The 14,916-nt window shown below is 64.4% G+C and carries 11 protein-coding genes; 9 read left to right on the top strand and 2 right to left on the bottom strand.

Annotated elements, in window-relative coordinates:
- Positions 1 to 246: 246 nt before the first annotated feature.
- Complete coding sequence (locus JWJ88_RS15410) at positions 247 to 705, bottom strand: hypothetical protein (RefSeq protein WP_024844882.1); 459 nt, start codon at positions 703 to 705, stop codon at positions 247 to 249.
- Between the two features lie 113 nt (positions 706 to 818).
- Positions 819 to 1,973, bottom strand: a complete 1,155-nt coding sequence (locus tag JWJ88_RS15415) for a tyrosine-type recombinase/integrase (protein ID WP_011749359.1) — start codon at positions 1,971 to 1,973, stop codon at positions 819 to 821.
- Between the two features lie 218 nt (positions 1,974 to 2,191).
- Between JWJ88_RS15415 and JWJ88_RS15420 the strand changes: the two genes are divergently transcribed.
- From JWJ88_RS15420 to cybH, 9 genes are all read left to right on the top strand, one after another.
- The gene (locus JWJ88_RS15420) at positions 2,192 to 3,631 is read left to right on the top strand and encodes a DUF6880 family protein (protein WP_024844881.1); all 1,440 of its coding nucleotides are present in this window, start codon (positions 2,192 to 2,194) and stop codon (positions 3,629 to 3,631) included.
- Between the two features lie 561 nt (positions 3,632 to 4,192).
- Positions 4,193 to 5,527 (top strand): PAS domain-containing sensor histidine kinase, encoded by a 1,335-nt coding sequence (locus JWJ88_RS15425; RefSeq protein ID WP_011749361.1) that lies wholly within the window; start codon positions 4,193 to 4,195, stop codon positions 5,525 to 5,527.
- A complete protein-coding gene (locus JWJ88_RS15430; RefSeq protein ID WP_011749362.1) occupies positions 5,524 to 6,513 on the top strand; it encodes an NADH-quinone oxidoreductase subunit B family protein in 990 nt (329 codons plus the stop codon). The genes JWJ88_RS15425 and JWJ88_RS15430 overlap by 4 nt, the downstream gene beginning before the upstream one ends.
- Positions 6,514 to 6,530: 17 nt before the next feature.
- Entirely contained in the window at positions 6,531 to 7,964 is a 1,434-nt protein-coding gene (locus tag JWJ88_RS15435; RefSeq protein WP_011749363.1) for a nickel-dependent hydrogenase large subunit, read from the top strand.
- Between the two features lie 20 nt (positions 7,965 to 7,984).
- A complete protein-coding gene (gene hypF, locus JWJ88_RS15440; protein WP_011749364.1) occupies positions 7,985 to 10,234 on the top strand; it encodes a carbamoyltransferase HypF in 2,250 nt (749 codons plus the stop codon).
- A 202-nt stretch (positions 10,235 to 10,436) separates the two neighbouring features.
- Positions 10,437 to 11,522: a hydrogenase small subunit gene (locus JWJ88_RS15445; protein WP_011749365.1), complete on the top strand. Its 1,086-nt coding sequence runs from the start codon at positions 10,437 to 10,439 to the stop codon at positions 11,520 to 11,522.
- Between the two features lie 3 nt (positions 11,523 to 11,525).
- Positions 11,526 to 13,319: a nickel-dependent hydrogenase large subunit gene (locus tag JWJ88_RS15450; RefSeq protein WP_205296618.1), complete on the top strand. Its 1,794-nt coding sequence runs from the start codon at positions 11,526 to 11,528 to the stop codon at positions 13,317 to 13,319.
- Between the two features lie 15 nt (positions 13,320 to 13,334).
- A complete protein-coding gene (locus tag JWJ88_RS15455) occupies positions 13,335 to 13,919 on the top strand; it encodes a HupE/UreJ family protein (protein WP_205296619.1) in 585 nt (194 codons plus the stop codon).
- Between the two features lie 4 nt (positions 13,920 to 13,923).
- Positions 13,924 to 14,670, top strand: coding sequence for a Ni/Fe-hydrogenase, b-type cytochrome subunit (gene cybH / locus JWJ88_RS15460; RefSeq protein WP_152367893.1), 747 nt, complete (start codon positions 13,924 to 13,926; stop codon positions 14,668 to 14,670).
- The last annotated feature ends 246 nt before the right edge of the window (positions 14,671 to 14,916 follow it).

Below are 14,916 nucleotides of genomic sequence, written 5' to 3' on the forward strand. Positions count from 1 at the left end.
GTAGCTACATTCGCACTTGGCGATCCGTTCGTATGATGCGTGGCCGTCCGTGCAGTGCACGACGTTGCGAGCCATGATGGGCCGCAGGGCAGCGAAAATCGCCGCGTGGCCTTCGCCCGCTCTCGCGCCTCGCCCTTCCCGGCCTGTCGAAGCTCTTGCGGTGTCAGTCGGGCGAGCAGACGGCCCAGCTTGGTTGGATCGAACCCAGGTCATGCCAAATCTCCGAAAGCTTGAAATTCTCGCATCCTACCCCACGGCGCCGAGAATGGCAAAAAGCAAGCCAATTGCTGACACCTTTTCCTGGCAGGTGGCATGCTGCTTCCAGGATAGGTCCAGCATGAGCGTGGTGCGCCAGGCGAAGAGCGTCAGATCGCAGCCGTCCTCGATAGTGACCCGGTCGAACTGGGTTTCGCCTTTGGCGAAACGGTCCTCGTGCAGGCGGATCGCGAACTTGATAATGCCATTATTCAGGAACTTTACGCACTCGGTCCCGACGAACTCGCGATCCGTGACCAGAAGCTGGAGCGTCGAGACCGGGAAATGCGCGAGACAGCGCGATCCGGGTCGCGGTCGTGCTGTTGCCCGGACCGTCGAGCTCGGTCCTGAACAAGGGAGCCCGGAAACGCCGGGAGACGACCACGAGCACGAGACAGTGCACGTCGCGCGCGGATCTTTCAGTTCGTCCAGACGAGCGCGAGCGTCCATGCTCCCGCCGGCCCGGTCAGTCGCGCGACGATGGGAATCACCCCTCCGGATCAATCCCGCCGCCCTCGGTCAGGACTGTGTCGCATAGCGTGATCCTTCGAGCCCGAGCTCAACTATCCCAAGGATTGTCGCAAGTTCTGCGCCACCGCATCGGCGGCCATCTTCACCGGCTCGGCGGCGAGATGGGCGTAGCGGGCGGTGGTCTGGGCCTGCGTGTGGCCGAGCAGCTTGCCGATCATCGGCAGGCCCTGACCGGCGGCGACGGCCGTCGAGGCGAAGGTGTGGCGCAGGTCGTGGATGCGGACGTCCTTGACCCCGGCGCGGGCGCGGACGCGCTGCCAGAAGGGCTGCAGGTCGCTCAGCCGCTTGCCGGGCAGGGTGCCGGGGATCACCCATGGGTTGCCCTTGATGCGCGGGGCGTCCCGCAGCAGCTCCACCACCGGCTGGCCGAGATGAACGATCTTGGCGCCGGTCTTGCTGTCGGGCAGGCGCAGGGCGCGGCCCTCCAGATCGACATGGTCCCATTGCAGGGTCATGATCTCGTTCAACCGGCAGCCGGTCAGGATCAGCAGCCGCGCGGCGAGGATGGCCGAGGTCAGCTCGATGCCCTCCGTTTCCATCTCGCGCAGCACCTCGCCGATGCGACGCAGCTCCGCCGCGCTGAGGAAGCGCTCGCGTTTTTCCTCCGGATACTTGCGGATGTGCTTGCGCGGGTTGGTGCCGTCCGGACGCAGGCCCCACATCTCGGCGTAACCGAACATCTTCGAGACCACCTCGAGGCAGCGGTTCGCCTGATAGGGGATGTGGCGCAGGTCGTGGTGGAACTTCGCCACATCCGCCCGGGTGATCCCCGTGACCGTCAGCTGTCCAAGTGCAGGCAGGATGAAGCGGCGCAGGTTGCGGCGATATTCACCGGCGGTGCTGGCCTTCACGCGGATGGCGATGTGTTCGCGGTCGAACCGCTCGGCCAGTTCGCGCACGGTGATCGTTTTGCGCCCTGCATCGCGCTCGGCGGCGGGGTCCTCGCCATTGCGCGCTGCGGCGACTATGGAGATGGCGCGGTTACGCGCCTGCTCGCAGGTCAGCACCGTCGCCGGCCCGAGGCTGATCCGCCGCGACCGGCGGCCCGCGCGGTATTGCACGACGTAGCCTTTTCTCCCGCTTGGCAGCACCCGAAGTCCGAAGCCGGGGATGTCGTTGTCCCAGACGAAGTATTCGGCGGCTTGGGCTTCTGCGGCGTCGACGATGCGCTTTGTCAGTTTGGGCATGGGAGATCGGCTTCCGGGTTCTTTGGCTTCCACAGTGCGCAATGCGGAAGGCTAGTCAACGAACACATTGATATTGCGTGTAAAAAGGAAAATCCACGTAATGCCACGCAGGGGCTGAATTGCAGTCGTGGGCGGAAAGGATGGTCCGCACGAATCAGAACGCAGGTTCCGGTCTTTCGACAGCGCTGCTAAGGTCCGCGAAAAGAAACGGAATCCCGATGGCATCGAAATCCACCCTCAATGCAAAGAACCTGGAGACGCTCGGCGCTGAGCGTCTGGCGCAGCTGCTGATCGAGATCAGCACCGGCGATGCCGCAGCCAAGCGCCAGCTGCGGCTGGCTCTCGCCGGGGCGGAAGGGCCGAGGGAAGCGGCGCGGGAGATCACCAAGCGGCTGACCAGCATCGCGAAGGCCCGGACCTTCGTGAACTGGCAGAACCGCAAGCCGCTGGTGAAGGATCTTCAGACCCAGCGTAGCGCCATCATGGAACAGATCGCCCCGCATGATCCGGGTGAGGCGCTGGCGCTTCTGTGGCGGTTCATGGGACTGGCCACGCCGGTGTTCGAACGCTGCGACGACAGCAGCGGCACCGTCATCGACATCTTCCATCAGGCCTGCGCCGATCTGGGCGAGGTGGCGAAGGCGGCGGGTGCGGCGCCGGAGGCGCTGGCGCGGCAGGTTCTCGACGCGCTGCAGGACAACGGCTTTGGTCAGTATGATGGTTTGATTGCCATGATTGCCCCGGCGCTGGGCCCCGAGGGCGTCGCGCATCTGAAGACACTGGTCGAGGAACTCGGCCGCACGCCGGTGCCGGTGCCGCCAAAGAGCGAATGGCAGGCTGTCGGCTGGGGCAGCGGCGGCACGCGCTACGCCCACGAGATGGAGGAACGCGCGCGGCAGAGTACGGTCGAGATGGCGCTGAAGGACATCGCCGACGTGCAGGGCGACGTCGATGGCTTCATCGCCCAGTACGACCCGAAGACCCGCAAGGTGCCAAAGATCGCGGCCGAGATCGCGCAGCGCTTGCTGGCGGCGGGCAGGGCAGGGGACGCGCTTGGTTTCATCGAGCGGGCTGAGGTGGACAAGGCGCGCTGGATCCCGCCCGAGTGGCAGGACGCCCGACTTGCCGTGCTGGAGGCGCTCGACCGGAAAGACGAGGCGCAGGCATTCCGCTGGGCGTGTTTCGAGCGCGACCTGTCGGGCGAGCATCTGCGGGCCTATCTGAAGCGTCTGCCGGATTTCGACGACATCGAGGCCGAGGAACGCGCGATGGCGCATGCTGCTGGCCATCCCGACCTGCTGGCTGCACTGGCCTTCTTTCTGAATTGGCCATCGCTTGGCCACGCCGCGCGAATGCTGATCGACCGGCAGGACGAGGTCGACGGCGATCACTACGAATTCCTCGCCCCGGCGGCAGAGACATTGGCCGAGAAGCATCCGCTCGCCGCGACGGTGGCGCTTCGGGCGATGATCGATTTCACGCTGATCCAAGGGAGGCAGAAGCGTTATGGCTATGCCGCCCAGCATTTGGCAACCTGTGCCGACCTGGCCGGACGGATCGAGGACTTCGGACTGGTCGAGCCGCACCCTGCCTATGCCGCGCGCCTGAAGACCGAGCATGGCAAGAAGACCGGCTTCTGGTCGCGGATGGACGGATGATGGACGTGCTACCGGAAAATCATTCCGCCACCCAATGGAAGCATGGTGGAAGCACGAGGGGAAAAACCGCTGCGCAATCCTGACAATCCGCGCGCAGTTTGGGCTTGTGGCCCTATCTCGCAACTGGCAGGATATGCGAAAGAAAACGCGATTCGTCGCGCCTGATCGTGTTTGGTTTGACACGACTCATAACCTGAAGGTCACAGGTTCAAATCCTGTCCCCGCAACCAGAAATCCTGATAGATATCAGTGCATTAGGCCTCCTTCGGGAGGCCTTTCGCATTTGAGCCCAAAACGCTCCGGAAGCATATCGGAAGCAGTCGCGCGGAAACCACGTCGCAAGATCGGCGGGGTCACATTGACGTGATGGAAGTCGTCGACGGGTAATTGATGACCCCACTTCATTGAATTGATGGGTTCCTGACGCTTGATGCGTCCGCGAGAAGGCCAGCGAGCGCAGATAAGTCGTAGTCCGTCGCCCGGGTGCAGCATAGGCTTGGGATACTACCAGGCTTGACATGCAGGATGGAAAGATGCGCAAGGAGGGGAAGAGGATTGCAGATGCCACGGGCAATGGACGCAAAGGACGACAGGGCGGGTGCTGCGCTGACGGATGCGGCCTGGTCCGATGTGCTGATTGCGGTGGATCGCACCTATGCCGAGCTGATCGAACATCAGGAGCGGCTTGAGGCCCAGAACCGCGAGCTTGAGGCGCTGCGTCAGTTCCTGTCCTCGGTCATCACCTCGGTTTCCGATGTGCTGATCGTGCTGGATCGCGACGGGCGGGTGGATGAGGTCAATGCCTCGACCTGTGTCTGCACCGGGCTGCCTGTCGCGGCCCTGGTCGGCCGGAGCGTGGCGGATCTGGTGCGCGAAGAGGATCGCGCGGGTCTTTCGGCCCTGATTGCGGAGATTGCGCGCACGCGGGCGCCGGGGCGGATGGAGCTTTCGCTTGTGAGTTCGCGTGAGCCGGCCCCGGTCGAGGCGGTCCTGTCGCCGCGCCTCGATGATCGCGGCCGGATCGAGGGGCTGGTGCTGACGGGGCGTCCGGTGGGGGAATTGCGCCGCGCCTATGCCCAGCTTGAACGCAGCCATGCCGAGATGAAGGCCGCTCAGGCGCAGCTGGTCCATGGCGAGAAGCTGGCCTCATTGGGGCGTTTGCTGGCCGGGGTGGCGCATGAGCTGAACAATCCGATCAGCTTTGTCTATGCCAATGCCCATGCGCTGGAACGCTATGCCGCCAAGTTTGAGACCTATTTCGAGCGGGTTCAGGCCGGGGCAGACAGGGATGAACTGGTCCGCCTGCGGGAGGAATTGCGGCTGGACCGCGAGTTGCGCAACCTGCGCGAGGCGGTGCAGGGCGCCCGCGAGGGGGCCGAAAGAGTGCGCGATATCGTCGAGGATCTGCGCCGCCTGTCCTCGGACGGGGGCGGAGAGATGGCGGCCTTCGACCTGGTCGAGATCGCCCGCACCGCCGCCTTCTGGATCATGCGCGGGGCCGGCCACAGCACCGTGCCCGAGATCCATGCCGAAGGGCCGGTGATGGTTCTGGGGCATACGGGCCATATTCAGCAGGTGGTGATGAATCTGGTGCAGAACGCGCTGGATGCGGTTTCGGAAACCGCAGCCCCGCAGATCGCCTTGCGGATCATGCGCGAGGAAGGCCGTGGCGTGCTGGACATCCACGACAACGGTCCGGGCATCGACGAGGCGACGGCCGCGATGATCTTTGACCCGTTCTTCACCACGAAACCCGTGGGGAAAGGCACCGGGCTTGGCCTGTCGATCAGCCTCAAGATCGCCGAGGATCATGGCGGCAGGCTGAGTTACAGCCCCGCCTCCGGTGGTGGCGCGCTGTTTCGGCTGGAACTGCCGCTGGCAGGAGATGGCGCATGAACATTCTGTGGCTGCAAAGCGCCGGTTGCGGTGGCTGTACCATGTCGCTGCTATGTGCCGAGGGGCCGAATGTCTTTGACCTGCTTGCCGGGGCGGGGCTGACCTTCCTGTGGCATCCGGCGCTGAGCCTTGAAAGCGGCACCGAGGTGCGCGGGATTCTGGCCGGCCTTGTTTCGGGCGAGGTGCCGCTGGATATTCTCTGCGTCGAGGGCGCGATCGCGCGCGGGCCGCGTGGCACCGGACGCTATCAGATCCTGTCGGGCACCGGGCGTCCGTTGCTGGACTGGTTGCGGGATCTGGCGCCGCTGGCGGCCCATGTGGTGGCGGTGGGCACCTGTGCGACCTATGGCGGCGTGACCACGGCAGGGGGCAACCCCTCGGATGCGGTGGGGGTGCAATATGACGGCGCCCATCCGGGCGGCGCCCTGCCGGCGACGTTCCGCGCCCGTGCCGGCCTGCCGGTCATCAATATCGCCGGCTGCCCGACCCATCCCGATTGGGTGACCGAGACGCTTTTGATGCTGGTGGCGGGCAGGCTGGGGGCCTCGGATCTGGATGCGCTTGGCCGGCCCCGGTTCTATGCCGATCATCTGGTCCATCATGCCTGCCCGAAGAACGAGTTCTACGAATACAAGGCCAGTGCGCGCGCATTGTCGGAAATGGGCTGCATGATGGAGCATCTGGGCTGTATCGGCACACAGGCGGTGGGCGATTGCAATATCCGGCCCTGGAATGGTCAGGGCAGTTGCACGCGCGGCGGATATCCCTGCATCAACTGCACCGCGCCGGAATTCGAAGAGCCGCGCCACCTGTTCACCGCCACGCCCAAGATCGCCGGCATTCCGGTTGGCCTGCCGACCGATATGCCCAAGGCCTGGTTCATGGCGCTGGCCTCGCTGTCCAAGGCCGCCACGCCCGAGCGGATCGCGAAGAATGCCGTGGCCGATCGTATCGTCACCCCGCCGACGCTGAGAAAACCCCGATGAGCGGGGCAGGGGGCGAGATGGGGCAGGGGCAGTTGATCGTCGGTCCGTTCAACCGGGTCGAGGGCGATCTGGAGATCCGGCTGGACATCGCAGAGGGGCGGGTCAGCGCGGCGCGGATCAACTCGCCGCTTTATCGCGGGTTCGAGCGTATGCTGCCCGGCAAGGATCCGCGCGACGCGCTGACCATCGTGCCGCGGATTTGCGGTATCTGCTCGATCAGCCAGTCGGCGGCGGCGGCGCGGGCTCTGGCCATGGCAGTGGGCGAGGTCCCCGAACCGCAAGGAGAGCGGATGGCTGCGCTGATCCACGCGGTCGAGAATGTCTCGGACCATCTGACGCATTTCAACCTGTTCTTCATGCCTGATTTCACCAGACCCCAATATCAGGCGCGGGGCTGGTATGATCGGGCGGTGGCCCGGTTCACGGCGATGGAGGGATCGGCCCTGAAACGCGCGGTCGAGGCGCGGGCGGGGTTGATGCATGTCCTTGGGCTGATGGCCGGGAAATGGCCGCATACCCTGGCGATCCAGCCCGGTGGTGTCACGCGCGCCCCGTCCGAACGCGACCGGCTGCGTATTCTGGCCAGCCTGACGGCCTTTCGCCGCTATCTGGAAGATACGGTCTTCGGGGCAGCGGTCGAGGATTTCGCGGCCCTTTCCTCGGTCCCGGCGCTGATGGGATGGCAAGGGGGCGATGCCGGCCTGTTCCTGCGCATCGCCGCCGATCTGAATCTGGCGGATCTGGGGTGCGGCTCGGGGCGCTATCTGTCCTTTGGCGCCTATCCGCTGGAGGGTGGCCACGGCTTTGCCCCCGGCATCTGGGATGGCGGGGCGCAGCCTCTCGACATCGCGGCGATCAGCGAGGATTTGTCGCATAGCTGGATGCTGGGGCCTGCGGCTCATCCGGCCCAGGGCGTGACCGATCCCGACGAGGATATGCGCGACACCGCCTATAGCTGGTGCAAGGCCCCCAGACTGGCCGGGCGCACCATGGAAACCGGCGCGCTGGCCCGGCAGGTGATCGACGGCCATCCGCTGGCGCTGGATCTGGTCCGCGATGGCGGCGGCGGGGTGCTGGCGCGGGTGGCGGGGCGTTTGCTGGAACTGGCGCGCAGTCAGGTTCTGATGGAGGATCTGGCGCGCGGGATCGTGCCCGAGGCCCGCTTCATGGCCGGCCCCCTGAAAATCAGCGACGGGATCGGCGAAGGGCTGGTCGAGGCCGCGCGCGGCGCGCTTGGCCATTGGCTGAGGATCGAAGGCGGGCGGATCGCCTCGTATCAGATCGTCGCTCCGACCACCTGGAACTTCAGCCCGCGCGACGCCGGCGGCGTGCCCGGCCCGGTCGAGGCGGCGCTTGAGGGGCTTGTGGTGCAGCCGGGCGAGACGACCCCGCTCAGCGTGCAGCATGTGGTGCGCAGCTTTGATCCGTGCATGGTGTGCACCGTGCATTGAGGAAGGAGTGCCCGCCGGACATGACTTTGCCGACCATGGAACAGGGCTTCGCCATCCGGGTGCGCGGGCAGGTGCAGGGGGTCGGCTTCCGGCCCTTTGTCTGGCGGCTGGCGCGGGCGGCAGGGTTGCGCGGCGAAGTTCTGAACGATGCCGAAGGGGTCCTGATCCGTCTGGTCGCGCAGGATTGCGGCGACTTCATCGCGGCCTTGCGCGCGGATAGGCCGCCTCTGGCCAGAATCGACGCGATCGAGGCCGTGCCACAGGTTTTTGCCGCGATGCCCGAGGGGTTTTCCATCGTGGCCAGCACGGGCACAGGCGCCGAAACGCGGGTCACGCCCGATGCCGCGACCTGCCCGGAATGCCGGGCTGAGGTCTTTGCGCCCGGTAGGCGGCAGGGCTATGCCTTTACCAACTGCACCCATTGCGGGCCGCGCTATACGATCCTGCGCGAACTGCCCTATGACCGGGCGCGAACCACGATGGCGGGCTTTGATCTTTGCCCCGATTGTGCCGCCGAATATGCCGATCCCGCCGACCGTCGCTTTCACGCGCAACCCATCGCCTGCCCGGCCTGCGGCCCAAACCTGTGGTATGAGGCCGGGGGAAAAGAGGTCGCGGGCGATCCGGTCGCATTGGCGGTGGCGGCGCTGAAGGCGGGGCAGGTCGTCGCGGTCAAGGGGCTGGGCGGCTTTCACCTTGCCTGCGATGCGGCCGATGCCAGGGCCGTGGCGCTGTTGCGGGCGCGCAAAAGGCGGCCGTCGAAGCCCTTTGCCCTGATGGGGACCGAGGCGATGATCTGCGCCCATGCGACGCCGTCCGAGGCTTGCTGGCGATTGTTGCGCGACCCGGCGGCGCCGGTGGTGCTGGTGCCCGCCCGGGGCACATTGCCCGAGGATGTGGCGCCGGGGATGCGCGCGCTTGGCGTCATGCTGCCCTATACGCCTCTGCATCACCTGCTGATTGCCGCTTTCGGGGGGATGCTGGTGATGACCTCGGGCAATCTTTCGGGCGCCCCGCAGGTCACCGGCAATGACGAGGCGCGCAAGGCGCTGGCGCGCTTTGCCGATGGTTTCCTGATGCACAACCGCGAGATTGCGCGGCGGCTGGATGACGGGGTCGAGCGCGCCGATCCGCCAATGGTGATCCGCCGCGCCCGTGGGCGGGTGCCGGGCACGCTGCCCCTGCCGCCGGGGTTTGACGGAGCGCCTCGGGTGCTGGCCTTTGGTGGTCAGATGAAGGCGGCGATCTGCCTGACCAAGAACGGTCAGGCGATGGTGTCGCAGCATCTGGGCGATCTGGACGATGCCGAGACCGCGCTGGAATACGACCGCACCCTGCGCGATCTGGCGGCCCTGTTCGACCATGCCCCCGAACTGGCCGCCTGTGACCCGCATCCGGGCTATCGCGCCACGATAGCGGCCGAAGGCGCGGGCCTGCCGCTGATCCGGGTCTGGCACCATCATGCGCATCTGGCCTCGTGTCTTGGCGATAATCTCTGGCCACTGGACGGCGGCAGGGTGGCGGGGATCGTGATGGACGGGCTTGGCCTTGGACCGGAAGGCGCGATCTGGGGCGGCGAGGTGTTGCTGGGCGATTATACCGGGTTCGAGCGCGTCGCGCATCTGGCCCCCGCCCCCTTGCCGGGCGGCGACAGCGCCAGTCGAGAGCCCTGGCGCAATGCGCTGGCGCGTCTGGATCAGGCGGGGCTTTCAGCCGTGGCGGATCGGCTTTTCCCGGCCGCGCCCCGCGCTCTTCTGCGGCAGGCGGCCCGTGCGGGGGTGAATGCGCCACAATCATCCTCGGCCGGGCGGCTGTTCGATGCCTTTGCGGCGCTTGCGGGCTTTGCCGGGGCGCAGAGTTACGAGGGCGAGGCCGCGATGCGGCTGGAGGCCATGGCGTGCCCTGCTTCGCCCTATCCGTTTGACTGCCGGGATGGGGGGGTGATTGACCCCGCGCCGATGTTTCGCGCCGCCGCCACCGATCTGGCGGCAGGGCGCGATCCGGGCGAAATGGCGGGGGCCTTTCATGCCGGGCTGGCGCGTGCCTTCTGCGCGCCGGCCCGCGCGCTGGTCCAGAGCGGCAGAGCGCAGGCGGTGGCCCTGTCGGGCGGTGTGCTTCAGAATGCTTTCTTTTTGCGCGAATGTCTGGCGGCGCTGGATGGTCTGCCGGTCTTGCTGCATCGCCAGATACCGGCCAATGACGGAGGGCTTGCTTTCGGTCAGGCTCTGGTTGCTGCGGCGCAGCATATGGCTGCGGCGAAAAGCTTGTAACCGTCAGGCGCGTCCTCTGGCTGGATGCTGGCCATCCGGCCAATGTTGAAAATATCTCATGGCATTGAAAATGTTTAAGAAAATGTAATTCTCCATCTGCGACATTCTGTCATTGCCCTGGGCCCTCCTGCCTTGGCATGCCTTGAAAGACCACGCGAAGGTCCGCGCAGCCGGGCCGCCAGGCTGAGAGGAGGAGGACGTCTTGTCGCAAATCGAGACTTTCTACGATGTTATGCGCCGGCAGGGGATCACCCGCCGCAGTTTCATGAAATACTGCTCGCTGACAGCAGCGGCGCTTGGCCTTGGCCCGGCTTTCGTGCCCAAAATCGCCCATGCGATGGAAACCAAGCCCCGCACGCCGGTGATCTGGGTGCATGGTCTGGAATGCACCTGCTGCTCGGAAAGCTTCATCCGCTCGGCCCATCCGCTGGCCAAGGATGTCGTGCTGTCGATGATCAGCCTTGACTATGACGATACGCTGATGGCCGCTGCCGGCCATGCCGCCGAGGCGGCCTTCAAGGACACCATCCAGAAATACAAGGGCCAGTATATCCTTGCCGTCGAGGGAAACCCGCCGTTGAACGAAGACGGGATGTATTGCATCACCGGCGGCAAGCCATTTGTCGAAAAGCTGCGCCATGCGGCCAGGGACGCCAAGGCGATCATTTCATGGGGGGCTTGCGCGTCCTATGGCTGCGTCCAGGCGGCCGCGCCGAACCCGACGCGGGCGACGCCGGTCCACAAGGTCATCCTCGACAAGCCGATCATCAAGGTGCCGGGCTGCCCGCCCATCGCCGAGGTGATGACCGGCGTCATCACCTATATGCTGACCTTCGACCGCATGCCCGAGCTTGATCGTCAGGGCCGGCCGAAGATGTTCTACAGCCAGCGCATCCACGACAAATGCTATCGCCGCCCGCATTTCGACGCCGGCCAGTTTGTCGAGCATTGGGACGACGAAAACGCCAAGAAGGGCTATTGCCTTTACAAGATGGGCTGCAAGGGCCCGACCACCTATAACGCCTGCTCGACCGTGCGCTGGAACGAGGGCGTTTCGTTTCCGATCCAGTCGGGCCATGGCTGCATCGGCTGTTCCGAAGACGGGTTCTGGGATCAGGGTTCGTTCTATGACCGGCTGACCAATATCAAGGCCTTCGGGGTCGAGGCCAATGCCGACAAGCTGGGCGGCATCGCGGCGGGTGCAGTCGGTGGGGCCGTCGCGGTCCATGCCGCGATTTCGGCGCTGAAACGGGCGCAGAAGAAGACCCAGGACAAGGTGGAGGCCTAGGCCATGACGATCAACACGCCGAATGGCTATACCCTCGACAATTCCGGGCGCCGCATCGTGGTGGACCCGGTCACCCGGATCGAAGGGCATATGCGCTGCGAGGTCAACGTGGATGATCAGGGTGTCATCCGCAACGCGGTCTCGACCGGGACGATGTGGCGCGGGCTGGAGGTCATCCTGAAAGGGCGCGACCCGCGCGACGCCTGGGCCTTTGTCGAGCGGATCTGCGGCGTCTGCACTGGCACGCATGCGCTGACCTCGGTGCGCGCGGTCGAGGATGCGCTTGGGATCATGATCCCCGACAATGCCAACTCGATCCGCAACATGATGCAGCTGGCGCTGGAGATCCACGATCATATCGTGCATTTCTATCACCTGCATGCGCTGGACTGGGTGAATCCGGTCAATGCCCTGCGCGCCGACCCCAAGGCGACCAGCGAATTGCAGCAGATGGTCTCGCCCTCGCATCCGATGTCATCGCCGGGCTATTTCCGCGATGTGCAGAACCGGCTGAAGAAATTCGTCGAATCCGGGCAACTGGGGCTGTTCAAGAACGGCTATTGGGACAATCCGGCCTATCTTCTGCCGCCCGAAGCCGATCTGATGGCGACGACTCACTATCTGGAGGCGCTTGATCTGCAAAAGGAAATCGTCAAGGTCCATACGATCTTTGGCGGCAAGAACCCGCATCCGAACTGGCTGGTGGGCGGGGTGCCATGCCCGATCAATATCGACGGCACCGGATCTGTCGGCGCGATCAATATGGAGCGGCTGAACCTCGTCTCCTCGATCATTGATCTGTGCGACGAGTTCAACAAGAACGTCTATATTCCCGATGTGATCGCCATCGGCGGCTTTTACAAAAGCTGGCTTTACGGGGGCGGGCTGTCGTCGCAGGCGGTCATGGCCTATGGCGACATTCCCGAGAACCCGAATGACTTTTCGCCCGAGCAACTGCATTTGCCGCGCGGCGCGATCATCAACGGCAATCTCAACGAGGTGCATGACGTCGATCCGCGCGACCCCGAGCAGGTGCAGGAATTCGTCGACCACTCCTGGTATTCCTATGGCGAGCCGGGCCGCGGCCTGCATCCTTGGGATGGGGAAACCAATCCGAAATTCGAGCTGGGGCCGAATCACAAGGGCACAAAAACCCGCATCGAACAACTGGATGAATCCGCAAAATATTCCTGGATCAAGGCGCCGCGCTGGCGGGGGCACGCGATGGAGGTCGGCCCGCTTGCGCGCTATATCATCGGCTATGCCAAGGGACATGAGGATATCAAAAATCAGGTCGATGGCCTACTGAGAACCATGGATCTGCCCTTCGAGGCGCTGTTCTCGACTTTGGGGCGCACGGCGGCGCGGGCGCTGGAATCGGAATATTGCGGGCGCCTGCAGCGGCATTTCTTCGACAAGATGGTGCGGAACATCAAGAATGGCGATCAAAGCACCGCCAATGTCGAGAAATGGGACCCCTCGACATGGCCGAAAGAGGCCAAGGGTGTCGGCATGACCGAGGCGCCGCGGGGCGCGCTTGGCCACTGGATCCGCATCAAGGATGGCCGGATCGAGAATTATCAATGCGTGGTGCCGACCACCTGGAACGGCTCGCCCCGCGACAGTCAGGGCAATATCGGGGCCTTCGAGGCCAGCCTGATGAACACGCCGATGGAACGCCCGGACGAGCCGGTCGAAATCCTGCGCACGCTGCACAGTTTCGACCCCTGCCTTGCCTGCTCGACCCATGTCATGTCACCGGATGGCGACGAGCTTGCCACCGTCAAAATTCGCTGAGAAAGGGACGATCCAATGAAAAAACTGACGCTGGCCACGCTGGTCGCACTCATGGGCTCACCCGTTCTGGCCCATACCGGGGTCGGAGAGACCTCGGGCTTCATGGCCGGGCTCTCGCATCCGATCTTTGGGCCGGATCACCTGCTGGCGATGCTGGCGGTGGGGCTGTGGTCGGGCTTTGTCCTGCCGCATCGCTTCTGGCTGGGGGCGGCGACCTTCATGGGCGCGATGGCCGTGGGGGCGTTGATTTCATGGGCCGGGCTCCCGATTCCGATGGTGGAAACCTGGATCGTGCTGTCGGTCGTGGCGTTCGGTCTGTTGACCGCGCTTTCGCGCCGCGGGCAATCCGACCAGATCACCTTTGCCTCGCTGGCCGCGATCGCCCTGTTCGCCATGTGCCACGGCCATGCTCATGCGACCGAGGCGCATGGCAATGCGGCAGGCTATATGCTTGGCTTCCTGATCTCGACGGCGGCGCTGCATATCGTCGGCATTTTCATCGCCCGCACGATCTCGAACGCCACGGCGGCCAGAATGGTGCAGGCGGCAACCGGCACCGGGATCGCCATGGCGGGCCTTGCCCTGATGGCCGCCGGGTGATGCCATGAGCGACATCCATTCCGGCGATGATCCTGTCTTCGAGGGTCGCCCCCTGGGCGCCCCTGATCGGGCCAGCCGGCAAACCTCGGTCTATGTCTACGAGGCGCCGGTCCGCATCTGGCACTGGATCAACGCGGCCTGCATCATGGTCCTGTGCGTGACCGGCTGGCTGATCGGCAGCCCGCCGCCCTCGATGCAGATCGCCGAAGCCTATGACCAGTTTGTCTTCGGCTATATCCGCTTTGCCCATTTCGCGGCCGCGATGATCCTGACGGTCGGCTTTTTCGGCCGTCTCTACTGGGCGCTGATCGGCAATCACCATGCAAAGCAGCTTTTCTATGTGCCGATCTTCTCGCGCCGGTTCTGGGCAGAGCTGCTGTTCGAGCTGCGCTGGTATTTCTTTCTGGAAAAAGAGCCAAAGAAATATGTCGGCCACAACCCGTTGGCGCAGCTTGCGATGTTTCTGTTCATGACGGTCGGTCTGACTTTCATGATCGTCACCGGATTTGCGCTTTATGCCGAAGGGGCGGGCAAGGACAGCATGTTCCATGCCGTCTTCGGCTGGGTTCAGGACCTTGTTCAGAACACCCAGCGCCTGCACACGCTGCACCATATCGGCATGTGGTGGATCGTGATCTTCATGATCATCCATATCTATGTGGCGATCCGCGAAGACATCATGTCGCGCCAGTCGATGGTCTCGACGATGATCTCGGGGCACCGCACCTTCAAGGATGATCGCCCCGACTGAACGCGGCTGGCGGCAACTGGAAGGATCGTTTCCGGTTTCAGGACAAGTCGGCAGGTCACTTGCCGCACCATATCCAGAAATCCCGCCCGCATTGGCGGGATTTCATTTTTACATCATCATCTTGCAAGGAATTTCGAGGGTTGCGACTTTTTGTCTCTGCTTTCGGAACTGGTGGCTATACTTTCGGCTCATAGGGGTGGGGCACATGACCGCACCGCCTGCCAGCAATGCTTCGGGGAGGGGGCA

The sequence above is a fragment of the Paracoccus methylovorus genome, assembly GCF_016919705.1.
In the GTDB taxonomy this organism is placed as follows: Bacteria; Pseudomonadota; Alphaproteobacteria; order Rhodobacterales; family Rhodobacteraceae; genus Paracoccus; species Paracoccus methylovorus.

Bases quoted from the DNA above. Each gene is read 5' to 3' on its own strand.
- JWJ88_RS15430 (WP_011749362.1), top strand. From the start codon at position 5,524: ATGAACATTCTGTGGCTGCAAAGCGCCGGTTGCGGTGGCTGTACCATG.
- JWJ88_RS15450 (WP_205296618.1), top strand. From the start codon at position 11,526: ATGACGATCAACACGCCGAATGGCTATACCCTCGACAATTCCGGGCGC.
- JWJ88_RS15420 (WP_024844881.1), top strand. From the start codon at position 2,192: ATGGCATCGAAATCCACCCTCAATGCAAAGAACCTGGAGACGCTCGGC.
- hypF (WP_011749364.1), top strand. From the start codon at position 7,985: ATGACTTTGCCGACCATGGAACAGGGCTTCGCCATCCGGGTGCGCGGG.
- JWJ88_RS15425 (WP_011749361.1), top strand. From the start codon at position 4,193: ATGCCACGGGCAATGGACGCAAAGGACGACAGGGCGGGTGCTGCGCTG.
- JWJ88_RS15435 (WP_011749363.1), top strand. From the start codon at position 6,531: ATGGGGCAGGGGCAGTTGATCGTCGGTCCGTTCAACCGGGTCGAGGGC.
- JWJ88_RS15410 (WP_024844882.1), bottom strand. From the start codon at position 705: ATGGACGCTCGCGCTCGTCTGGACGAACTGAAAGATCCGCGCGCGACG.
- JWJ88_RS15455 (WP_205296619.1), top strand. From the start codon at position 13,335: ATGAAAAAACTGACGCTGGCCACGCTGGTCGCACTCATGGGCTCACCC.
- cybH (WP_152367893.1), top strand. From the start codon at position 13,924: ATGAGCGACATCCATTCCGGCGATGATCCTGTCTTCGAGGGTCGCCCC.
- JWJ88_RS15415 (WP_011749359.1), bottom strand. From the start codon at position 1,973: ATGCCCAAACTGACAAAGCGCATCGTCGACGCCGCAGAAGCCCAAGCC.